This window comes from Brevundimonas sp. (assembly GCF_035627475.1).
GTDB lineage: Bacteria > Pseudomonadota > Alphaproteobacteria > Caulobacterales > Caulobacteraceae > Brevundimonas.
In genome coordinates this window covers 1-21,539 of the sequence record NZ_DASPLR010000014.1, presented here as the reverse complement: position 1 = coordinate 21,539, position 21,539 = coordinate 1, and the positions used below count along the sequence as shown (strand labels likewise).

Sequence of the window (21,539 nt, the reverse complement as noted above, 5' to 3'; positions counted from 1 at the left end):
ACGCCAACAGACGCCGCTCCTTACCGGCGCCTTAATGGCCGCGACAGGAGGGGCGCGGAGCCGATGCGTATCTACCAGTTCCACTTCTTCGACGACCGCGGGCGCCGTCCTGCTCTCGACTTCGCCGACTGCCGCCACGACGGGGAGGCGGCCCGCATCGCCTTCGGCCAGCTGCAGCAGCACGCCAGCTGCGAGGGCGTCGAGGTGTTCGAGGACGAGCGGCTGGTCATGCGGCTCGAACGCGGCGGCCCGGCGCCCCACCTCGGCCGCAACCCCATCCACGGCGCCTGATCCCGCTGCGGGAACGCGGCGCCGCCGGACGCGGTTGAGCGTTCGTTCCCAGGAGGCCCGACCTTGACCGATCCCCGTCCGAACCCCGCCCCGAAACGCTCCGCCCGCCTGAACGGCGTCGTGATCCTGCTGGTCCTGCTGCTGTTCGCGATCGCCGGGGCCTACGTCTGGACGCGGTGGAGCGCGGACGCCGCCACCGCCGCCGACGACGCCGCCGACGGCCCGGTCCAGCCGGCCTCCGCCCCTCCGCCCGGCGCCGGCGCGCCCTCGCCGGAGGGAGCCGAAGCGCCGCGATAAGCGTTGCCCTTGTCCACAAGGGACACGCGTCATGCTGAAGAAATACGCCTACGCCTGGATCACCCTGGCCTTCTTCACCGTCTCCATCGCCCTGCACTGGGGCTTCGGCTGGTTCGCCTTCGTCGAGGAGCAGTCGTCCCACGGCCAGGCCGCCGAACTGTCGCCGTACCTGATCGAGATGGGCCGCGACACCTTCGAGAACTGGCAGTCCGAGTTCCTCCAGCTGCTCTGGCAGGTCGTCGGCCTGGCCTATTTCCTCTACGTCGGCTCGCCCTCGTCCAAGGAGAACGACGACCGCATGGAGGCCAAGATCGACGCCCTGCTCGAGCTGGTCGGCAAGGAGAAGGGCAAGCAGCTGATGGCCGAGATCGACGAAAGCCACCTGCGCCACCACGGCCACGCCCGCGTCCACAACGGCCCGGCCCCCAATGTGAAGGACTGAGGCCGCCTTGGCTTCGCGGCTCCCCGCCACTAGGTTCCGCCGCAAGCCATTCAGGAGACGCCCCATGCACGACGCCCCGCAATCCGAGGCCGCCGCCCGCCTCGACAAGGAAAACCCGCTCGGCGTCGACGGCTTCGAGTTCGTCGAGTTCACCGGTCCCGAGCCCGAGGCCATGGCCGCCCGGCTCGAACTGATGGGCTTCACCCGCACCCACGTGAACCCGGCCACCGGCGTGGTCCGCATGAAGCAGGGCGACATCACCCTGCTGGTCGACCTCTCGCCCAGGGGCCAGGCCGAAGAGTTCGCCCGCGAGCACGGCCCCTCCGCCAACGGCATGGCCTTCCGCGTCGCCGACGCGAAGGCGGCTTATGACGGCGCGGTCGCCCGCGGCGCCCGCCCGGCTGAGAACGCCAATGGCGGCGCCCTGGGGAACGGCTATCCGTACATCCTGCAGGGCATCGGCGGCTCCCTCCTCTACCTCGTCGACCAGTACGGCGAGCGCGGCTCCCTCTACGACGGCTGGGACGAGATCGAGGGCTGGGAGGAGGCCGAGCGCAAGAACGCCGTCGGCCTCTACTGCCTCGACCACCTGACCCATAACGTCCGCCGCGGCCAGATGCGCACCTGGTCCGGCTTCTACGGCGACGTCTTCGCCTTCGAGGAGCAGAAGTATTTCGACATCAAGGGCAAGGCGACCGGCCTGTTCTCCCAGGCCATGATCGCCCCCGACCGCGCCATTCGCATCCCCCTCAACGAGAGCCAGGACGAGAACAGTCAGATCGAGGAATTCCTTCGCCGCTACAACGGCGAGGGCATCCAGCACATCGCCTTGGCCACCGACGACATCTTCGAGACGGTCGAGGAACTGAAGCGCCGCGGCATCCCCTTCCAGGACACCATCGAGACCTATTTCGAGCTGATCGACAAACGCCTCCCCGGCCACGGCGAGGACGTCGAGCGCATGCGCCGGAACCGCATCCTCATCGACGGCTCCGAGGAGGAGGGCCTGCTGCTGCAGATCTTCACCCAGGACACCTTCGGCCCGATCTTCTTCGAGATCATCCAGCGCAAGGGCAATCAGGCCTTCGGGGAAGGTAATTTCCAGGCCCTGTTCGACTCCATCGAACTGGACCAGATCCGGCGCGGCGTCATCAAGGTCGATGCCTAAGCCGCCGATGTGGCTGCCCTGGCTCGGCCCGCTGCTGGCGGCCGGGATCGGGGCGGCGGTCGGCGAGTACGGTCTGGGCGGGGGCTTCTGGACGGTGCTGGTCGCGGCCCTTGTCGGAGGCTTCGCGCCCATCCTCGCCTACCGGCTGTGGAAGTGGCGGCACCACCGCGGCGGTCAGTGAAAGTCGCGTGATCCCGGCAGCACCCGCACATCCCGCGGGTGCCGCCCCCTCGCCGGTTCATGGGCCGAGCCGGGGGCCCGGTCGGGCGTCAGCTGTCCCAGCATGGGCGTCCAGTCGGCCATCTCCTCGACGACCAGGTGGGTCACCCCCTCGGCCCGCTGGATTCGCCCCTTCGCCAGCACCATGCGCGCGCCCATGGCCACCGGCCGGAACCGCTCGAACACGCTCTCCCACAGCACCAGATTGACGATCCCGGTCTCGTCCTCGACCGTCATGAAGCAGACTCCCCTGGCCGTCCCCGGCCGCTGCCGCACCAGCACCACCCCGCCGACCACGGCCCGGCGGCCGTCCGCAACGGTCTCGCAATCCCGCGCAGTCACCGCCCCCGCCGTCTCCAGCCGCTCGCGGAGGAAGGCGACCGGATGGCCCTTCAGCGACAGCCGGATGGTCTCGTAATCGCCGACCACCTCCTCGGACGCCGACAGCCGGGGCAGAGCCTGGGGCGGGCGGCCATCCGTCTCGTCCAGCCCCATGGCTTCGAACAGCGGTGCCGACGCCGCGGGGGCGGCGCCCTTCGCCGCCCACAACCCCTGGCGGCGGCCCAGGCCCAGAGAGCCATACGCATCCGCCTCGGCCAGCCTGTCCAGCGCCGCCGATGGCAGCCTCGCCCGTACCCGCAGGTCCTCGAGATCCGCGAACGGACCTTCCCTGCGGACCTCCATGATCCGCTCCGCCCACTCCTTCCGGAACCCGTCGATCGACCGCAGTCCCAGTCGAAGGGCGTGCTGAACCTGTCCGTCGCGCGGCTCCAGCGAAGCATCCCAGCCGCTGGCGTTGACGTCCGGGTGCCGCACCTCGACGTCGTGCTCGCGGGCGTCCCGCACGAGCTGCGCCGGGGCATAGAAGCCCATCGGCTGGCTGTTCAGCAGGGCGGCCGTGAACACCTCCGGCCAGTGATGCTTCATCCACGCCGAAATATAGACCAGCAGGGCGAACGAGCAGGCGTGGCTTTCCGGGAAGCCGTATTCGCCGAAGCCCTTGATCTGATCGAAGCAGTTGCGCGCGAAGTCGGGGTCGTAGCCCCGCGCGATCATCCGGCCGACGAAGCGGGCCTCGTGTTCGCCGATGGTGCCCATGTGCCGGAAGGTCGCCATCGCCCGTCTCAGGCTGTTGGCTTCCGCCGGCGAATATCTCGCCGCCTGCATGGCGATCCGCATGGCCTGTTCCTGGAACAGCGGCACCCCCAGCGTCTTGTGCAGCACCTGCTTCAGCTCGTCCGCCTGACCATGTTCGGGCGAGGGGCTCGGATAGTCGATCTCGTAGGGCAGGCCCTTCTCGAGGGCCGCGCGCCGCTCCGCCCGGCGCTTCAGATAGGGATGCACCATGCCGCCCTGGATCGGGCCCGGCCGGACGATCGCGACCTCGACCACCAGGTCGTAGAAGGTCTCGGGCTTCAGGCGCGGGAGCATCGACATCTGAGCCCGGCTCTCGACCTGGAACACCCCAAGGGAGTCGGCCCGCTGCAGCATCCGGTAGACCGCCGCGTCACCATGCGGGACCGTGTGCAGCTCGAACCGCGGGCCGTAGCTGTCGGCGATCAGGTCGAAGCCCCGGCGCAAGGCGGTCAGCATGCCCAGCGCCAGCACGTCGACCTTCATCAGCCTGAGGAAGTCGATGTCGTCTTTGTCCCACTCGATGAAGGTGCGGTCCGGCATGGCCGCGTTGCCGATCGGCACGATCTCGAGGAGGGGCGTCTGGCTCAGCACATAGCCGCCGACGTGCTGGCTCAGATGGCGGGGGAATTTGATCAGCTCGGCGGTCAGCTCCAGCGCCAGCTTCATCCGTTCGTCATCGCGGCTGAGGCCGGTCCGGTCGACGTGCTCCGCCTTCACCCCCTCGCCCCACGACCCCCAGACGGTGTCGGCCATGCGCGCGGTGACGTCCTCGGTCAGCCCCATGGCCTTGCCGACGTCACGGATGGCCGAGCGGGGCCGGTAATGGATGATCGTCGCCACGATGGCGGCGCGGTCGCGGCCGTAGCGGCGATAGACGTACTGCATCACCTCCTCGCGCCGCTCGTGCTCGAAGTCGACGTCGATGTCCGGCGGCTCGGCCCGGTCGGCGGACATGAAGCGCTCGATCAGCACGTCCTGCTCGGCCGGGTTCACATTGGTGACGCCGAGGCAGTAGCAGACCACGGAGTTCGCGGCGGAGCCGCGGCCCTGGCACAGGATCGGCTTTTCCTGATCCCGGGCCCAGGCGACGATGTCGTGCACGGTCAGGAAGTAGTTGGGATACTTGAGCTGTTTGATCAGCTTCAGCTCCTTGACGATCGTCTCGCGGATGCGGAGGGCCACGCCTTCGGGCCAACGCTCCCGCGCGCCCTTGAAGGTCAGGCGGATCAGCCGGCGCTGGGGCGTCCATCCGGAAGGCACCGGTTCGTCGGGGTACTGGTAGCTGAGCTCCCGCAGCGAGAAGGTGCAGGCGCGGGCCACGTCCATGGTGCGGGCCAGCGCCGCCTCGTGGCCGCGGAACATGCGGGCCATCTGGGCCGGCGGCTTCAGGAAGCGCTCGGCATTGGCCTGCAGGCGACGGCCGGCCTTGTCGATGGTCGTCCCCTCGCGGATGCAGGTCAGGACGTCCTGCAGCCTGCGCCGGTCGGGGTGGTGGTAGAGGACGGCGTTGGTGGCGATCAGCGGAGCCCCGGTGCGGCGGGCCATGGCCGCCAGACGGTTGAGCCGGCGGCGGTCGTCTCCTCGCCACAGAGGGGCGGCGGCCAGGTAGAGGGTGTCGGGCCAGGCGCGCCGCCACGCCGCCAGCCGGTCTTCGAAGGCTGCGTCCGGAACCGCCGGGGCGGGCACGAGGGCGATCATGCCCTCGCCCAGGGCGACGGCCTGTTCGAAGGTCAGCCGGGTCTCGGCCTTTTCGATCCGCTCCTCCCCCGCTTCGCGGTCCCCCTCCTCGCAAGGCGGGGAGAAGGCCTCGCTCTTGCCCCGCGAGAGGAGGCGGCAGAGGCGACCGTAGGCGGCGCGGTCGCGAGGGAAGACGATCAGCTCGGTCCCGTCGGTGAAGGTCAGCCGCGAGCCGATGACCAGCCGGATATCCGCCTGCTCTGCCCCCATCAGCGCCCGGACGATGCCGGCCAGGGTGTTGCGGTCGGCGACGCCGACGGCGGCGAGACCCAGAGCCTTCGCCTGCAGCATCAGCTCGGCGGGGTGGGAGGCCCCTTCGAGGAAGCTGAAATTGCTCATGGCCCCGAGTTCGGCGTAGTCCCCGTTCCAGCCGGTCACGCCAGCACCCCGTGCATCCACCAGGTCGGGGCGCGTTCCTCGGGACCACCCGCGTACTCCCGGCCGTAGAGGCCTTCGCGGAACACCCAGTAGCGGCCGCCCTCGGCGTCCTCGAGGCAGTAGTAGTCGCGGGTGCGGGCGCGGGCGGCGCGCCACCATTCGGGCGACAGACGTTCGGGTCCCTCGGCGCGAACCACGCGGCGGGGGGCGCGGCGCCAGGTGAAGCGGGCGGGCGCGCCGTCGGGCAGGTCGAACAGGGGATCCCTGATCGGCTCGGGCGGATCGAGCAGCAGGATGGGGCGGCGGCCCATGTTCCCCGGATCGGCCTCGACGCGACGGCCGAGGGCGGGGCGGAGCCGCTCGGCCCGTTCCGGGATCCAGCTGTCCTGGGCTTCGGGCGCCAGCACCCGGTCCTCGCCCAGCCGGGCCGTCAGCCGGTCGACCAGGGCGGCGAGGCTTTCGGCCTGCCGGGTCTCCGCCTCGCTCTCCAGGGCGGCCTGCCGGGCGGTCACGGGCTCGACCACGTCGGCGGTCAGCATCAGGGCGTCGAGGCCGAAGCCCAGCTCCAGCTGACCCAGGCCGGCCTCGCGGAACAGGCGCAACCAGACGCCCGCGTCGCGGCCCGGACGGCTCATGCGGACCGACAGGGCGGTGGTGCGGCCGTCGGAGCGGAAGCCGGTCAGGGTCAGGGCCCGGGCGCCCTGCCCGTCCCGCTCCAGCGGCCGGGCGAGGTCGGCGGCGAGTTCGGGCAGGCGCGCCGCGACCCCATCCAGATCGCCGAGCGGCTCCATCCAGGTCTCCCACGCCCGGTAGCGGGCGGGCGGGCGAACCGGAACCAGGGCCTCGCCGGCATGGCCGAGCGCCTGATCCAGCCGCCGGACCAGATCGACCCCGCCATCCTTGCGGAAGCGGCGGGCCAGCCCCGCCCGGGGCATGGGGTAGAGGTCGCCGATGCGCTTGAGGCCGAAGCGGCGGGCCTGGGCCAGGGTGCGGCCAGCGATGCGGAGCGCCTCCACCGGCAAGGGGGCCAGCAGGTCCCGGACGGTCTCGTCGGTGGCGATCGGCGCCGGTCCTTCGCCCCAGCGCGCCAGGGCCCAGGCCGCACCCGGGGCGGGCGCCATGGCCACGCGGGCGGGGATGCCCGCCCCGGCCAGCCGCTCGTGGATCTGGCGCAGCAAGGCCGCCTCGCCGCCGAACAGGTGGGCCGCGCCGGTGACGTCGAGGAACAGGCCCTCCAGCCCGCCTTCGGACGGATCGACGCTGACCGAGGGCGACCAGCGCTCGGCCCAGTGCGCCAGGGCCTTCAGGGCGCGGGCGTCGGCGGCGGGATCGGCCGGCTGGCAGAGCAGATGCGGGATCATGGCCCGGGCGTCGGCCTGCCCCTGATCGCGCCGGAGCCCGGCGGCGCGGGCGGCGGGATTCAGGGCGTGGATCACCGCCGCGCCCCGCTGGTTCTTGAGGATCAGGGCGAAGGGGTTGCGGGGGTCGAGGGCGGGCTCAGGCGGCGAGGCCGGACGGCGCGCCCGTTCCAGCGATCGACGGCGGACCGAGATCGGCCAGTCGATCAGCCAGACGGAGACGATGCGTCTCATCATCCTGCTCCAGCATCCAGGCGCCGGGCCGCTCGCCCCGCCCGCGCGTCAGTTCGGCGAGAAGGCGCCCCGGGCCGGGCGCGCGGTCATCCTCGGGATCGATGGCGCTGGGCTGGACCGAGATGCGCCAGCGGCGGCGGGCGGCGCTGAGTCCGTCCAGCCCGCGCGACAGGATCAGGCCGACGGCCCCGCCCTGTTTCGCCGCGAAATCGAGCCGTCGGGTCTGGGCCAGGGTCGCGCCCTCGACGGCGCCGAGGCCTAGCGACACCGCCCCGGAGCGCAGGCCCTGCTCCATCACCCACAGGGCCTCGGCCAGGCTGGAGGCCGGCGCGAGGATGAAGGGCAGGCCGGCGATCCCGGGACCGTAGGGGCGGCCATACTCGACGAACCAGGCCCTGGGGGCGGTCATCAGCACCGGCCGGGCGTCACCCTCACGCCGCCGCGACAGGGCGAACAGCAAGGCCGCGGCCACGTCGCGGGGCGCGGGGGCGCAGGCCTCCTCCAGCGAGGCGGCGGACTGCGGGAACGGGTCCTGTGACAGGATGGGCGCGGGGTTCATGATCATTCAGACGCTGAATGTTCATTATTTGTTCCGCATGGGACGGAGAGTCAAACGCGGAATCGGATTCGTCCCCGCCGGAGAGTTTTACCCGGGTGAAAAGCGGAAAAACGCCGTGGCGGAGTCGGCAGGGTCGGCAACGCCGCGGTGAAAAAAGGGGGGGGCAGAGTCGGCAGAGTCTGCATCGCCGGAGCGCCCATAGACGCCGCTGCAGCCGCCGCGCCTCACAACAACACAATTTCAAAGACCGGCCGGGCGTAAGGCCAAGCTGGTCTGACATGGGGATGGCCGGAGCGGGATCAAGGGCAGGAGAGGAATATATTCCCGCGTGCCAAATGGATCCCCCTCCTCGTCATCCTCGGGCTTGACCCGAGGATCAGAGGTTAGAGCGAGCTGTGCCTTGGGGCGGCCCTCACGAGCGCGGCCGCGCGTCATCGACGCAGCACCGGATGGTCTGGCCCTCGGGTCAAGCCCGAGGGTGACGGTGGTGGTGGAGGTGGTGGAGAGGCCCCCCCTACCGCCGCCTCAGCTCATCGCGGATTTCGGTGAGGAGGGCCTCGGTGGGGGTCGGGGCCGCGGGGACGGCCTCGGGCGCGGCGGCCTGTTCGCGGCGGAGGCGGTTGATGGCCTTGACCAGCAGGAAGACCACGAAGGCCACGATCAGGAACTGGATCACGGTGTTGATGAAGGCGCCGTACTGGATGGCGACCTTCTCGACCGCCTCGGTGGCCGGATCCTCGGGCTTCAGCACCCACTGAAGTCTTGAGAAGTCGACGCTGCCGAGCAGCAGGCCGATCGGCGGCATGATCACCTGGTCGACCAGGCTGGTGACGATCTTGCCGAACGAGGCGCCGATGATGACGCCGACGGCGAGGTCGACGACGCTGCCGCGCGCGGCGAATTCCTTGAACTCGGTCAGCAGCCCCACGATCAGGAATCCGTGGCGTTCAGACGCTCGCGCAGTTCCTTGCCGCTCTTGAAGAAGGGGACCGCCTTGGCCGGCACATCGACGGTCTCGCCGGTGCGCGGATTGCGTCCGGCGCGGGCGGGGCGTCCACGAACCGAAAAGGCGCCGAAACCGCGCAGTTCGACCCGGCCGCCGTCACCCAGCGCCTCGACCATACGCCCGAGCACGATGTTGACCACCCGCTCGACCTCCGCATGGGTCAGATGGGTGTTCTCGGCCGCGAGTTTCTCGATCAGTTCGGATTTGATCATGCAGGCCCCCGCCCTCCAAAGCTCTTCCCAGAGCCATACGGGTGCATCCGAAACCCGAATGCAATCCCTTCCTTAGCCTCCGCCCGCCCGGGGCAAAAGGCCCGCGGGGCGTAAATGTCGGTTACTGGACGTTTACCGTGCAGTGAGCCGGCAAGAAAAAGGGCGGCCGGATGATCTCCGGCCGCCCCTCTTTCTTCAGTGGCCTGACGCTCGCGAGACGGTCGCTCGCTGCCTGAGGCCGGGTCGCTCGCGCGAGACCTACTCTTTCGAGCCGGCCTTTTCGCGCAGGGCGGCGCCGAGGATGTCGCCCAGCGAGGCGCCCGAGTCCGACGACCCGAACTGCTCGATGGCGGCCTGCTCGTCCTTCATCTCGAGCGCCTTGATCGACACCGAGACGCGGCGCGAGGCCTTGTCGATGCCGGTGACCATGGCGTCGACGCGGTCGCCGACCGAGAAGCGCTCGGTGCGCTGCTCGTTGCGGTCGCGGGACAGGTCGGACTTGCGGATGAAGGCGGTCGCCGGGGCGTCCTCTTCACCGAACTTGACCTCGATGCCGCCGGTCTCCACCGCCGTGACGGTGACGGTGACCTGCTGGCCCTTCTTGAAGGCATCGCCTTCCATCGGATCGCCGCCGAGCTGCTTGATGCCCAGGGAGACGCGCTCCTTCTCGACGTCGACGTCCAGCACCTTGGCCTTGACGGTTTCGCCCTTGCGGTAGCGCTGGATGGCTTCCTCGCCCGAGACGTTCCAGTCGAGGTCCGACAGGTGGACCATGCCGTCGATGTCGTTGTCGAGGCCGATGAACAGGCCGAATTCGGTGGCGTTCTTGACTTCGCCCTCGACGGTCGAGCCGATCGGGTGCGAGGCCACGAAGGCGTCCCACGGATTGTCCTGGGCCTGCTTCAGGCCCAGCGAGATGCGGCGCTTGGAGGCGTCGACGTCCAGCACGACCACATCGACTTCCTGCGAGGTCGAGACGATCTTGCCGGGGTGGACGTTCTTCTTGGTCCACGACATTTCCGAGACGTGCACCAGGCCCTCGACACCGGCTTCCAGCTCAACAAACGCGCCGTAGTCGGTGATGTTGGTGATGCGGCCCGACATCTTGGCGCCGACCGGATATTTGGCTTCCACGCCGTCCCACGGGTCGGCCTGAAGCTGCTTCATGCCCAGCGAGATGCGCTGGGTGTCCGGGTTGATCTTGACGATCTGGACCTTGACGGTGTCGCCGACGGCGAGGACCTGCGACGGGTGCGAGACGCGCTTCCAGGACATGTCGGTGACGTGCAGCAGGCCGTCGATGCCGCCCAGGTCAACGAACGCGCCGTAGTCGGTGATGTTCTTGACCACGCCTTCGCGGACTTCACCTTCCTGCAGCTGGCCGACCAGCTCGGTGCGCTGTTCGGCGCGGGCCTCTTCGAGGATGGCGCGGCGCGAGACGACGATGTTGCCGCGCGGACGGTCCATTTTCAGGATGGCGAAGGGCTGTTCCTTGCCCATCAGCGGGGCGACGTCGCGCACCGGGCGGATGTCGACCTGCGAGCCCGGCAGGAAGGCCGAGGCGCCGCCGAGGTCGACGGTGAAGCCGCCCTTGACGCGGCCGACGATGGTGCCGTTGACCGGCTGGCCGTCGGCGAAGACGACTTCCAGACGGGTCCAGGCTTCCTCGCGGCGAGCCTTGTCGCGGCTGATGACCGCTTCACCCAGGGCGTTCTCGACGCGCTCGAGGTAGACTTCGACGTTGTCGCCGACCTTCGGGATGACGGCGCCTTCGCCGATGCCGAATTCGCGGGCCGGGATGCGGCCTTCGGTCTTGAGACCGACGTCGATGATCAGGATGTCCTTTTCCATGCCGACGACGCGGCCGTGGACGACCTGGCCTTCGCCGAGGTCACGGCCCTGAAGGGTTTCGTCGAGCAGCGCGGCGAAGTCGTCACGCGAGGGGGAGAAGCTTTGGGTATCGGTCAATGGGGTTTCTAACGGTTAGGGCGCGTGACCGGACGGCCCCGCGCGAGGTGAGTTGAAGAGTGGGATCAGGTCGTCGGGATGCGAGGCAAATGAAGCCAGATCGCCCGCGGAAGCCGAGGGTGGGAGCGTTGGATTTGTCCGGGGGTCTCTAGAGACCGTGCCGGACGCGCGCCGCCTCGACGATACGGCGGGCCGCATCGAAGGCGGCCTCTATATCCATATCGGTCGTATCCAGCAAGACGGCGTCTTGCGCCTGGACCATGGGAGCGGCGCCGCGGCCGGCGTCGCGCTGGTCCCGCCGGACGATGTCGGCCAGCATGTCCTCGAAGGCGAGGCTCTCGCCGCGGGCGGTGAGCTGTTTCCAGCGGCGGGTCGCGCGGACCTCGGACGTCGCGGTGACGAACAGCTTGGCCGGGGCCCCCGGGGCGATGACGGTGCCGATGTCGCGGCCGTCCAGCACGGCGCCGCCGGGCTGTTGCGCGAAGGTCTTCTGGAACGCGAGCAGGGCGGCCCGCACGCCGGGGTAGCCGGCGACCCGGCTGGCGGCCTCGCCGGCGCCGCGGTCGGTGAGGCGGTCCGTGTCGGTCAGGTGGCTGGCGTCGAGGGCGCGGGCGATGGCTTCGGCGGCTTCGGCGTCGTCGAGCGAACGGCCGGCGTCCAGCACGCCGAGGCCGACGGCGCGGTACAGCAGGCCGGTGTCGAGGTGCGGCAGGCCGTAGAGGGCGGCGAGCCGGGCGGCGATGGTGCCCTTGCCCGAGGCGGCGGGACCGTCGACGGCGATGATCAGGGCGCGGCTCATGCGGAGGCGATATCTGCGCCGAGGCCGCGCATCAACTCGACGAAGCCGGGGAAGCTGGTGGCGATCATGCCGGGCTCGTCGACGGTGACGGGTTCGGCGGCGGCGAGGCCGAGGATCAGATGGCTCATGGCGATGCGGTGGTCGCCGTGGGTGACGACGGTCGCGCCGCCGCGGACAGATCCGTTTCCGGGGCCGCCGGTGACGGTGAAGCCCTCGGCCTCCTCCTCGACCGCGACGCCGCAGGCCTGCAGGCCGGCGGCCATCAGGGCGATGCGGTCGCTTTCCTTGACGCGCATCTCGCCGATGCCGCGCATGACCGTGGCCCCCCCGGCGAAGGCGGCGGTGGCCGCGAGGACAGGATACTCGTCGATCATCGAGGCGGCGCGCCCGGGCGGGACAACGACGCCGGTGAGCTTCGAATGGCGGGCGGTGAGGTCGCCGACCTCCTCGCCCCCGGCCATGCGGCGGTTTGAGACGGTCAGGTCGGCGCCCATCTCGCGCCAGGTCTCGAACAGGCCGGTGCGCAGGGGGTTGAGCATGACGCCCTCGACGGTGACCTGAGAGCCGGGGACGACGAGAGCGGCGGCCAGCGGGAAGGCGGCGGAGGACGGATCGCCGGGGACGGAGACGGGGGTTCCGGTCAGGGCCTGGCCGCCCCTGAGGGTGACGCGCCAGCCCTCGCCGTGGGGCAGGACGCCGACCTCGGCCCCGAAGGCGCGGAGCATGCGCTCGGTGTGGTCGCGGCTGGGGACGGGCTCGGTGACGCTGGTGACGCCGGCGGCGTTGAGTCCGGCGAGCAGGATGGCGGACTTGATCTGGGCCGAAGCGACGGTCTGGACGTGGTCGATGGCGGAGAGGCCGCCGCCGGTCAGGGTCAGGGGCAGCCGGTCCGCCTCGCCGCGCCACTCGAACCGCGCGCCCATGCCGGCGAGGGGATCGGCGACCCGCTTCATCGGCCGTTTGCGCAGGGAGGCGTCGCCGTCGAAGGCTGCGGTGACCGGATAGCCGGCCGCCGCGCCCATCAGCAGGCGGACGCCGGTGCCGGCGTTGCCGCAGTCGATGACGCCGGAGGGCTGTTTGAAGCCGCCGTGGCCGGTGACGCGCCAGCGGCCCTCGCCCAGCCGTTCGACCCCGGCGCCGAAGGCCAGGGCCGCGCGGGCGGTGGCGAGGACGTCGTCGCCTTCCAGCAGGCCGTCGATTTCGGTGATCCCGGTCGCCATGGCGCCGAGGATCAGGGCGCGGTGCGACATGGACTTGTCGCCCGGGGCGCGGGCCGGACCCGAGAGGGCGGAGCCGCGGCGGGCGGTCAGATGGGAGGGGGTCGTCACCCGGCGATCTCCGAAGCGTGCAGGCGGCGCGGAGATGGCTTTTGACAGCGGCCCTCAGGGGTGGCAAGGGACGCGCCCGAATTCCCCCCACCGAGAGAGGCGCCCCCCGTGGCCAATCCCGAACTGGGCCAGAAGCAGGTCTGCCCGAACTGCCAGGCCAAATTCTACGACCTGGGCCGACGCCCGGCCCACTGCCCCAAATGCGCGACCGACTTCGACCCTGAAGAGGCGCTGAAGCTGCGCAACCGCCGCGGCCGCCCGGCCGGCTACGCCGCCGACGAGACGGTCGACGAGGACGCCGAGGATCAGGTCGACAAGAAGGCCGCCGGCGACGACGAGGACGAGGACGAGGCCGTCGTCACGCCCGAAATCGACGAGGAAGGCCACGAGCCGATCCTGACCCCGGACGACGACGACGACGAGACCCCGGTCGATCCGACGGAAGAGCCCGGCATGGGCGAGGCCGGCGACGACGACGACGTGCTGGCCGACGACGATGACGACGACTCCGTGCCCTTCATCGAGGACGAGGACGACGACGCCTTCGACGACGACATCGTCAAGCCGGGCAAGGACGAGGACTAGGATTTCCGGCCCGTCCGGGGCCGCCGCGCGCGGTTCCGGACGGGCTGAAAATAAATGGCGGAAGCGGGCTTGATCGCGATCAGGGCCTGACATAGGTTCCGCCGCCTCGCCGGGGGGCGGTTTTCCCCCGACGATCCGACCGAAGGCCGAGGCCTGAAGTTCGGGGCTATAGCTCAGTTGGTAGAGCGCTTGAATGGCATTCAAGAGGTCAGCGGTTCGACTCCGCTTAGCTCCACCATCGAAGGCCCCGCGGGAGACCGCGGGGCCTTCGTCCCATCTGGCCCTGGCGTTGTTGATCCCGGCCGGGCCGATCCCCATTTGATCCATGCGGCCGACGCCTTGCCGATCCCGGGAGGCGCAGACGGCCTGAGGCCTGCTTCGGGGGCATGAGACGATGAATACGCGCACCATCCTGTTCGACAGCCCCTTCCTGCTGGGCTTCGACCACACCCGGGCCCTGATCGACCGGGCGGCGCGGGCGGCGGCGGACAGCTATCCGCCCTACAATGTCGAGCAGCTGGGCGAGCATTCCGTTCGCATCACCCTGGCGGTCGCGGGCTTCGGTCCCGACGACCTGACCGTGACCCTCGAAGGGCGGCAACTGACCATCGCCGGCAAGCGGGAGGAGGCCGGCAAGGCGGAGCAGGCCTTCCTGCACCGCGGCATCGCCGGCCGCGGTTTCGTCCGCAGCTTCGTGCTCGCCGATGGGCTGGAAGTCGATCAGGCCCGACTTGAGCACGGCCTGCTGCATGTCGAACTGAGCCGGCCGGAAGACCTGCCGACGGTGCGGCGCATCCCCATCACGACGGCCTGACCGGGCGTCGTTTTCTCCGGCCGCCGATTTCGGGGCCGAACCACACGGCCCCTCGGGGCGTTAGTTCAGTACAAGGAGGCGGTCGCCATGACGCCGACGATAATGACCAAGGAAGATTTCAGGGGCCTCGGCGCGCCAGACCTGGTGTATGTGCGCGAAATCCGCGCCGCCGACGTCCTGGCGGAGACGCCCCTCCCCGAGGCCACGGGCCTGGCGATCGACCCCGAGGCGAGGCTGTACGCCGTTCACGGGGCCGACGGCGAACGGCTGGCGGTCATGATGGACCGCGAGACCGCCTTCGCCGCCGCCGTGGCGCACGAACTGGAGCCGGTGTCGGTGCACTAGCGAGGGCGCTACCGCGCTTCGCGCTACTTGAGCGCGGCGCTTGGCGAGGATGGCGTCGGCCCTCCCCCTCCCGTCATCCCCGGACTTGATCCGAGGATCAGAGGCGAAGCGGGACTGTGCGGCCGGGACGGCGCTGCGACCGCGCCGGTTGCGGTCGCGGCGCAGCACCGGACGGTCTGGCCCCCGGTCAAGCCCGAGGGTGACGGCTACGCCGCCGTGGCGGGGGCCTTGTCCTTGACGAACAGGGCGCGGATGGCGTCGACGGTGCGCGCCTGACGCAGGTGCTCGCGCATTTCGGCCGAGCGCAGGGCGCGCGACACGGCCGCGAGGGCGCGCAGGTGCTCGGCGCCGTCCCGCGGCGGCGCGAACAGGGCGAAGATCAGGTCGACGGGGCGGTCGTCCACCGCGCCGTAGGCGACGGGAGTATCGAGCCGCACGAAGACGGCCGTCACCTGGTCGATGCCCTCGAGGCGGGCGTGCGGCACGGCCACGCCGGAGCCGAGACCGGTCGAGCCCAGCGCCTCGCGCTCCAGCAGCGCTTCCATGATCCGGGCCTCCGGCAGGCCGAGGGCCTGGGCGGCGGCTTCGGCCACGGTATGCAGCGCCTGGCGCTTTGACGACGCGCCGCTGCGCAGGACGACGCCGCCCTCCGCCAGCAAATCACCGATGTCCATGAAGCTAATCCCGACTCTACCCGATCATTCCCGATGGGCGGGCGCCGTGTAGACGACCCGCCTCGTTGTGGGAAGTATTATGACGCGTCACCGTTTACCGAACCGTGTCCATTGAGCGACTTCGTCGTTCGCTCCGGATCGATCCAGCCGACGTTGCCGTCGGGGCGGCGATAGACCACCGACAGCCCGCCGTGGGCCGCGTTGCGGAACACCACGACCGGATAGCCCGTCATGTCGAGCTCCAGCACGGCGCGGCCCACCGTGACCGTACGGATCTCGGCCTCGGTTTCGGCGATGACCATGCCCACCGGGGGCGGTTCGCCGGGCGCGCCGGCCTCGCCGAAGGCCTCGTCCTCGACGGAATCGGGATCGCGCAGAACGATGCTGCGCGCGACCTCGCGGGCGGCGTTCTCGGTCTTCTCGGGCGAAAGGCCCTTGGGTCCGATGTGATGGTCCTTGAGCCGGCGCTTGTAGCGACGGACCCGCTTCTCGAGCTTGTCGAGGCTTTCCGTGAACGCCGAATGGGCGTCGCCGCCCAGTCCGGAGGTGAACACCACCTGGCCCGAGGCCAGACGGACCCAGCAGTCGACCTTGAAGCTGTGACCCTCCTTGGCGACGATCACCTCGGCGTCCTGGGCCCCTCGCTCGAAGTATTTGCCGATCCCGTCCTGGAGTTCCTGGGAGATGCGCGAGCCTAACGCTTCGCCAACATCCACTTGCTTACCGCTGACCTGGATTTGCATGCCGATAGAACGCGACCGATGGCGTTTGGTGTCAACGCCGATCACAGTTTTGTGGCAAGGCTTCAGCCGGCCTTCAGCATCCGCCTGCGCTCGACGGACGACGGAATCCGCAATGCTTCCCGGTACTTGGCGACCGTCCGCCGGGCGATGTCGATGCCCGCCTCGTTAAGAATCTCGACAATCCGGTCGTCGGACAAAACGTCGCTGTCGCGCGCCTCGCCGTCGATCATCGCCTTGATGCGGTGACGCACCGCCTCGGCGGAATGGGTCGCGCCGCCGTCGGACGACTGGATGGCGGCGGTGAAGAAGAATTTCAGCTCGAACACGCCGCGCGGCGTCGAGACGTATTTGTTGGAGGTGACCCGGCTGACGGTCGACTCGTGCATGCCGATGGCGTCGGCCACGGTCTTCAGGTTGAGCGGGCGCAGGAATTCGACGCCGAAGGCGAGGAAGGCGTCCTGCTGGCGCACGATCTCGGAGGCCACCTTGAGGATGGTTTTCGCGCGCTGGTCCAGCGACTTGACCAGCCAGCTGGCCTGGGCGGCGCATTCGGCGACGAAGGTCTTCTCGGTGTCCGAGCGGGCCCCGGCGGCGACCACGCCATGATAGCGCTTGTCCATGATCAGGCGCGGCAGGGTGTCGGCGTTGAGCTCGACCTTCCAGCCGCCGGCCGGGTCGGGGCGGACGTGGACGTCGGGGATGACGGTCTGGGCCGGCTCGCCGCCGAAGCCGGCGCCGGGGCGCGGCGTCAGGGCCTTCAGCTCGGCGATCATCTCGGCCATGTCCTCGCCGTCGACGCCGCAGGCCTTTTTCAGGGCGGTCAGATCGCGCTTGGCCAGCAGGTCGAGGTTGTCGAGCAGGCAGGCCATGGCGGGGTCGAAGCGGTTGCGCTCGATCAGCTGCAGCTTGAGGCATTCCGGCACCGAGCGGGCCATGATCCCGGTCGGCTCGAAGCCGTGGCAGGTGGTCAGCACGGCCTCGACGCGGTCGAGGGGCACGCCGAGACGGTCGGCCACCTCGGCGAGGTCGCCGCGCAGATAGCCGCCCTCGTCGACGGCGTCGATCAGGCTGAGGGCGATGGCGTGGTCGGCCGGTGAGAAGCCGGCCTGGGAGGCCTGGGCCTGGAGATGCTCCCACAGGGTGGCGTCGCGCGTGTCGGGCTGTTCGCGGCCCTCGCCGTCGGGCAGGCCGCCCCCGGTTCCGGCGCGGGACCAGTCGTTGAGGCCGGGCTGGGCCTCGCCGGCGCCGACGTCCTCCATCCGGTCGGAGGTGCGCTCGCCGGGGCTGGCGTCGCCGTAGACGTCGTCGGAGCGGGCGTCGAGGGTGCGGTCGGCGTCACCGGCGCTGCCCTCGTCGAAGGTCAGTTCGGCGCCGTCGCGGGCCGCGACGGCTTCGGCGGGGGCGTCGGTCTCGCCGCCGGGCTCGGCGTCCTCGCGCTGGAGCAGGGGGTTCTTCTCGAGCTCGGCCTCGACGAAGGCGTCCAGCTCAAGGTTCGACAGTTGCAGCAGCTTGATCGCCTGCTGCAGCTGGGGCGTGATGACGAGCCCCTGCCCCTGCCGTATCTCCAGCCTTTGTCCGAGCACCGTCCGCCGCCCCCTGCCGGGCCGAGTGGCCCGAAACTTGCTGCGGCCACTGTGTGGCCGGAACGGTTAACGGGGTCTAAGCGGGGGGGCGGTCGCGCATCCTGCCGCCGTCTCGCAAGGCGGACATTCGCAAGAGCCGCTGAGGGTGGGGAGCTGACCTCACCGCCGTTCGAGAGGCCAGCTCACGAAGGCCAAGGCCCACAGGCCGGCAACGTTTGCGTAGGGGATGAAGGCGACCACGATCCACCAAGGCGAGAAGCCTAGACGCCGCAGTATGCGTGCTGTGGGATAACCTAGGACGAAGAGGGCGACGCCCACGACGATCCAATGCCAAAGGCTGAAAGTTCCCATCCCGTCCCTCCCGATGATGTCAGACCCTAGCGGAAGGATGCCGACTGGCAAGTCCGCGACGGGTCGGGAGCCGGCGGTCGCCTAAGGGTGGGGAGCGGACATTGACTCGATCCATCCTGCGCCTTCAGATCAAGGCATGATCGTCCCCTCACTTCTCCTTGCGCTCGGGCTCGCGCTCATGTTCGCCCCCCGCGTCTTTGCCGTCCGGTCCGAGGCAACTCGCCTGCGGAGATTGCAGGAGATCAAGGAGGGCGGTTCGGAAAAGTATTTCGAGGAGCAGCGCGACCTGCTCGCCTACAAGCCCTCTCAGCGTTTCCTACTGCTCTGGCGGGTCATTGGTGCAGCCGTCGCAGTTGGGGCAGCGGGCATCCTGATCGTCCGTTCGGGCATCACCGGCTGAGCGCGAATAAGGTCCGCAACGGGTCGGTAGCGGACCCACGTCTCCTCCCCGTCGCGCAGCGATGGGGAGGGGGACCGCGAAGCGGTGGAGGGGTTCTTACCCCCGACGCCGTTCCGCCGTCGAGCGGATCGAGACGAGCACTCCATCCAGATTGATCCGCACCTCTTCGGCCGGAATCCTGAACACCGCCAACCCTTGTCGCGTCAGCCATTCGGTCCTGCGGCGGTCGTGCGCCATGCGGGTCGGGTGTGAATGGCTCTCGCCATCGACTTCGACCGCAAGCTTCGCTTCGGCGCAGTAGAAGTCGAGCACATAGGGTCCGACCGGGTGCTGGCGTCGAAATTTCAGCCCGGCCAGGGCGCGACGACGCAGCCGGACCCAAAGCCGCGCCTCCGGCGGCGTCAGGGCCCGGCGCTGGACACGCGCTCGCGAGACAGACCCTGCGGAACTCAAGAGCCCCTCCACCGCTTCGCGGTCCCCCTCCCCATTGCTTCGCAACGGGGAGGAGACGTCAAGTCGCATCGACCAGGGGTGGGAAGCGGCCATCGGTTTCAACCTGATCGGGCCGCCCGATCTTCCGTCCGTCTCTCGTTGCCATCGGATCAAGTCCGAGAATGACGGCTGGGGATCGGGGACGAAGCGCCTGCTTTACTCAGCCGCGGGGATCGGCAAGCCTCGGGCCTTCGCGAGAGAAACGCCCATGCGCCTGATCCTGACCGCCCTGCTCTGCCTGGCCCTGCCCGGCGCCGTTCTGGCGCAGGCCACGCCCGCCGAGCGGACGATGATGCGGACGGTCGAGGCCGAGCACGACCGGCACGTGGCCCTGCTGGAGCGGCTGGTGAACCAGAACAGCGGGACGCTGAACCTGCCGGGGGTGCGCGTCACGGGGCAGATGGTCCGGGCCGAGCTGGAGCCGCTCGGGTTCGCCGTGCGCTGGGTCGACATGAGCGAGACGGGGCGGGCGGGGCATCTGGTCGCCACGCATCCGGGGCGGGGCCGCAACGTGCTGCTGATCGGCCATCTGGACACGGTGTTCGAGCTGGAGAGCCCGTTCCAGACCTTCGAGCGCGGCGAGGGCTCGCGGGCTGTGGGGCCGGGCATCGGCGACGACAAGGGCGGGGTGGTGGTGATCGTCGCCGCCCTGCGCGCCATGCAGGCGGCGGGGACGCTGGCGGACGCGAACATCACTGTCGTCCTGACAGGGGACGAGGAGCGGGTCGGGTCGCCGGTGGCGGTCGCCCGGCGCGACCTGGTCGAGGCGGGGCGGGCGGCGGATTTCGCGCTCGAGTTCGAGAACCTGGCCATCGACGACGGGGCCGAGTTCGGCACGGTGGCGCGGCGCAGCTCGACCAACTGGACCCTGACGGCGACGGGCCGCACCGGCCATTCCAGCGGGGTGTTCGGCGAGGCGCTGGGCTATGGGGCCATCTATGAGACGGCGCGCATCCTCGACGGCTTCCGGCGCGAGCTGCCGGAGCCGAACCTGACCTACAATGTCGGGGTCGTCGCCGGGGGGACGCCGGCGGAGATCGACGCCGAGGGGTTCAACGTCACCGCCTCGGGCAAGACCAATATCGTCGCCTCGACCGCCATTGCGCGCGGCGACCTGCGCACCCTGACGCCGGAACAGGATGAACGGGTGCGGGCGAGGATGCAGGCCATCGTCGACGACCACCTGCCGCACACTGACGCCGAGCTGGCGTTCGCGGACACCGGCTATCCGCCGATGGCGCCGAGCGAGGGCAACCGGGCGCTGCTGGCGCGGCTGAACGCCGTCAACCGCGACCTCGGCCTGGCCGAGATGGCGGAATACGACCCGGCCCGGCGCGGGGCGGCCGACAGCGGCTTCGTGGCTGCGGACGTGGACACCCTGGGCGGGCTGGGGATCGCCGGCGGCGGGGCCCATGCGGAGGGCGAATGGGTCGATCTGGACAGTCTGGTGCGCCAGTCGCAGCGGGCGGCGGTGCTGATTTCGCGGCTGAGTCTGGGTTCGGACTGATCAGCCGTACATGTCGCCGAGGTAGACGCGGCGGACCTCGGGGTCGCGGATGACGTCCTCGGCCTTGCCCTCGAACAGGACGGCGCCGCCCGAGATGATCGAGGCGTGGTCGATGATCTCCAGCGTCTCGCGGACATTGTGGTCGGTGATCAGGACGCCGATGCCCTCGCCGGCCAGATAGCGGATGACCTGGCGGATGTCGGCGATGGCCAGCGGGTCGATGCCGGCGAAGGGTTCGTCCAGCAGCATGAAGGACGGTTTGCCGGCGAGGGCGCGGGCGATCTCGCAGCGCCGCCGCTCGCCGCCCGACAGGCCGGAAGCGGGGGCGTGGCGCAGGTGGTCGATGCGCAGCTCTTCCAGCAGGCGGGTGGTCTCGTCGGCGATGGCCTGGCGGCCGGTGTGGTGCAACTCGACGACGGCGCGGACATTCTGCTCGACCGTCATGCCGCGGAAGATCGAGGCTTCCTGCGCCAGATAGCCGAGGCCCATGCGGGCGCGCTGGTACATGGGCTGGGCGGTGATGTCCTCGCCGTCGAGGAAGATCTTGCCGCTGTCCGGGGGGATCAGGCCGGTGATCATGTAGAAGCAGGTGGTCTTGCCGGCGCCATTGGGGCCCAGCAGGCCGGCGACCTGACCGCGTTCGACGTGGAGGGAGACATCGCGCACCACCTGCCGCTGGCCGAAGGCGCGGGCGATGTTCTGGACGCGCAGGCCGGTGGGGTGCGGGGCCGCGGCCGCCGCTTCGGAGGCGGGGGCGTCATGGACGTTGAGGGCGGAGAGTTCCTTGCGGGCCAAAGCGTCAGTCCGAGCCGGGGCTCAGGTCCCGCTGCGTTCGGGGTAGAAGACGCCCTGCACGCGGCCGTTCTGGCCGCCGCCGTCCATCTCGGCCGCCTCGGTGCGGGTGTTGTAGGT

General features: G+C 70.0%; 23 protein-coding genes and 1 tRNA gene. 11 read left to right on the top strand and 13 right to left on the bottom strand.

Features of this window, described 5'->3' with window-relative positions; all coding sequences use genetic code 11:
- The first annotated feature begins 63 nt into the window (after positions 1 to 63).
- From VEA62_RS03335 to VEA62_RS03315, 5 genes are all read left to right on the top strand, one after another.
- Positions 64 to 291 carry a hypothetical protein gene (locus VEA62_RS03335; protein WP_324818374.1) on the top strand — a complete coding sequence of 76 codons (228 nt, stop codon included), beginning with the start codon at positions 64 to 66 and terminating at the stop codon, positions 289 to 291.
- Positions 292 to 354: 63 nt separating this feature from the next.
- Positions 355 to 588: a hypothetical protein gene (locus tag VEA62_RS03330; protein ID WP_324818371.1), complete on the top strand. Its 234-nt coding sequence runs from the start codon at positions 355 to 357 to the stop codon at positions 586 to 588.
- Positions 589 to 619: 31 nt separating this feature from the next.
- Entirely contained in the window at positions 620 to 1,030 is a 411-nt protein-coding gene (locus tag VEA62_RS03325; RefSeq protein ID WP_324818368.1) for a DUF6766 family protein, read from the top strand.
- 64 nt (positions 1,031 to 1,094) lie between these two features.
- Positions 1,095 to 2,198, top strand: coding sequence for a 4-hydroxyphenylpyruvate dioxygenase (gene hppD, locus VEA62_RS03320; RefSeq protein ID WP_324818366.1), 1,104 nt, complete (start codon positions 1,095 to 1,097; stop codon positions 2,196 to 2,198).
- On the top strand, positions 2,191 to 2,379 hold the full coding sequence (locus VEA62_RS03315; protein ID WP_324818363.1) for a hypothetical protein: 189 nt from the start codon (positions 2,191 to 2,193) through the stop codon (positions 2,377 to 2,379). The genes hppD and VEA62_RS03315 overlap by 8 nt, the downstream gene beginning before the upstream one ends.
- Here VEA62_RS03315 and VEA62_RS03310 read toward each other — a convergent pair.
- The 8 genes from VEA62_RS03310 to aroA form a co-directional block, all read right to left on the bottom strand.
- The gene (locus tag VEA62_RS03310) at positions 2,373 to 5,630 is read right to left on the bottom strand and encodes an error-prone DNA polymerase (protein WP_414641807.1); all 3,258 of its coding nucleotides are present in this window, start codon (positions 5,628 to 5,630) and stop codon (positions 2,373 to 2,375) included. The two genes, VEA62_RS03315 and VEA62_RS03310, sit on opposite strands and share 7 nt — an antisense overlap.
- A gap of 35 nt (positions 5,631 to 5,665) precedes the next feature.
- On the bottom strand, positions 5,666 to 7,261 hold the full coding sequence (locus tag VEA62_RS03305; RefSeq protein ID WP_324818359.1) for a DNA polymerase Y family protein: 1,596 nt from the start codon (positions 7,259 to 7,261) through the stop codon (positions 5,666 to 5,668).
- Positions 7,167 to 7,826: a hypothetical protein gene (locus tag VEA62_RS03300; RefSeq protein WP_324818357.1), complete on the bottom strand. Its 660-nt coding sequence runs from the start codon at positions 7,824 to 7,826 to the stop codon at positions 7,167 to 7,169. The genes VEA62_RS03305 and VEA62_RS03300 overlap by 95 nt, the downstream gene beginning before the upstream one ends.
- 508 nt (positions 7,827 to 8,334) lie before the next feature.
- A complete protein-coding gene (mscL, locus tag VEA62_RS03295; protein WP_324818354.1) occupies positions 8,335 to 8,748 on the bottom strand; it encodes a large-conductance mechanosensitive channel protein MscL in 414 nt (137 codons plus the stop codon).
- A gap of 2 nt (positions 8,749 to 8,750) precedes the next feature.
- The gene (locus VEA62_RS03290) at positions 8,751 to 9,038 is read right to left on the bottom strand and encodes an integration host factor subunit beta (protein ID WP_324818351.1); all 288 of its coding nucleotides are present in this window, start codon (positions 9,036 to 9,038) and stop codon (positions 8,751 to 8,753) included.
- Positions 9,039 to 9,296: 258 nt separating this feature from the next.
- A complete protein-coding gene (gene rpsA / locus VEA62_RS03285; protein ID WP_324818348.1) occupies positions 9,297 to 11,006 on the bottom strand; it encodes a 30S ribosomal protein S1 in 1,710 nt (569 codons plus the stop codon).
- Positions 11,007 to 11,154: 148 nt separating this feature from the next.
- A complete protein-coding gene (cmk, locus tag VEA62_RS03280; protein ID WP_324818346.1) occupies positions 11,155 to 11,805 on the bottom strand; it encodes a (d)CMP kinase in 651 nt (216 codons plus the stop codon).
- Positions 11,802 to 13,115, bottom strand: a complete 1,314-nt coding sequence (aroA, locus tag VEA62_RS03275; protein WP_324818547.1) for a 3-phosphoshikimate 1-carboxyvinyltransferase — start codon at positions 13,113 to 13,115, stop codon at positions 11,802 to 11,804. The genes cmk and aroA overlap by 4 nt, the downstream gene beginning before the upstream one ends.
- 126 nt (positions 13,116 to 13,241) lie before the next feature.
- Between aroA and VEA62_RS03270 the strand changes: the two genes are divergently transcribed.
- From VEA62_RS03270 to VEA62_RS03255, 4 genes are all read left to right on the top strand, one after another.
- Entirely contained in the window at positions 13,242 to 13,718 is a 477-nt protein-coding gene (locus VEA62_RS03270) for a TIGR02300 family protein (RefSeq protein ID WP_324818344.1), read from the top strand.
- Between the two features lie 162 nt (positions 13,719 to 13,880).
- Positions 13,881 to 13,956: transfer RNA gene (locus VEA62_RS03265), tRNA-Ala, on the top strand.
- A 156-nt stretch (positions 13,957 to 14,112) separates the two neighbouring features.
- Positions 14,113 to 14,532 (top strand): Hsp20 family protein, encoded by a 420-nt coding sequence (locus VEA62_RS03260; RefSeq protein ID WP_324818341.1) that lies wholly within the window; start codon positions 14,113 to 14,115, stop codon positions 14,530 to 14,532.
- Positions 14,533 to 14,619: 87 nt separating this feature from the next.
- A complete protein-coding gene (locus VEA62_RS03255; RefSeq protein ID WP_324818339.1) occupies positions 14,620 to 14,877 on the top strand; it encodes a DUF1150 family protein in 258 nt (85 codons plus the stop codon).
- A gap of 206 nt (positions 14,878 to 15,083) precedes the next feature.
- Here the strand turns inward: VEA62_RS03255 and ptsN are convergent, their stop codons facing one another.
- The 3 genes from ptsN to rpoN all read right to left on the bottom strand — a co-directional run bounded on the left by ptsN (position 15,084) and on the right by rpoN (position 17,877).
- Positions 15,084 to 15,551: a PTS IIA-like nitrogen regulatory protein PtsN gene (gene ptsN, locus VEA62_RS03250; RefSeq protein WP_324818337.1), complete on the bottom strand. Its 468-nt coding sequence runs from the start codon at positions 15,549 to 15,551 to the stop codon at positions 15,084 to 15,086.
- A gap of 77 nt (positions 15,552 to 15,628) precedes the next feature.
- Positions 15,629 to 16,294, bottom strand: a complete 666-nt coding sequence (hpf, locus tag VEA62_RS03245) for a ribosome hibernation-promoting factor, HPF/YfiA family (RefSeq protein ID WP_324818334.1) — start codon at positions 16,292 to 16,294, stop codon at positions 15,629 to 15,631.
- A gap of 62 nt (positions 16,295 to 16,356) precedes the next feature.
- Positions 16,357 to 17,877 (bottom strand): RNA polymerase factor sigma-54, encoded by a 1,521-nt coding sequence (gene rpoN, locus VEA62_RS03240; protein WP_324818331.1) that lies wholly within the window; start codon positions 17,875 to 17,877, stop codon positions 16,357 to 16,359.
- A gap of 487 nt (positions 17,878 to 18,364) precedes the next feature.
- Here rpoN and VEA62_RS03235 point away from each other — a divergent pair, with 487 nt between their 5' ends.
- On the top strand, positions 18,365 to 18,628 hold the full coding sequence (locus VEA62_RS03235; RefSeq protein WP_324818328.1) for a hypothetical protein: 264 nt from the start codon (positions 18,365 to 18,367) through the stop codon (positions 18,626 to 18,628).
- A 96-nt stretch (positions 18,629 to 18,724) separates the two neighbouring features.
- On the opposite strand, the gene VEA62_RS03230 is transcribed toward VEA62_RS03235, so the two are convergent.
- Complete coding sequence (locus VEA62_RS03230) at positions 18,725 to 19,081, bottom strand: endonuclease domain-containing protein (RefSeq protein ID WP_324818325.1); 357 nt, start codon at positions 19,079 to 19,081, stop codon at positions 18,725 to 18,727.
- Positions 19,082 to 19,328: 247 nt separating this feature from the next.
- On the opposite strand from VEA62_RS03230, the gene VEA62_RS03225 reads away from it, so the two are divergent.
- On the top strand, positions 19,329 to 20,627 hold the full coding sequence (locus VEA62_RS03225; RefSeq protein WP_324818322.1) for a M20/M25/M40 family metallo-hydrolase: 1,299 nt from the start codon (positions 19,329 to 19,331) through the stop codon (positions 20,625 to 20,627).
- Here the strand turns inward: VEA62_RS03225 and lptB are convergent, their stop codons facing one another.
- Positions 20,628 to 21,422, bottom strand: coding sequence for an LPS export ABC transporter ATP-binding protein (lptB, locus tag VEA62_RS03220; protein WP_324818320.1), 795 nt, complete (start codon positions 21,420 to 21,422; stop codon positions 20,628 to 20,630). It abuts the gene before it with no gap.
- Positions 21,423 to 21,539 lie beyond the last annotated feature (117 nt).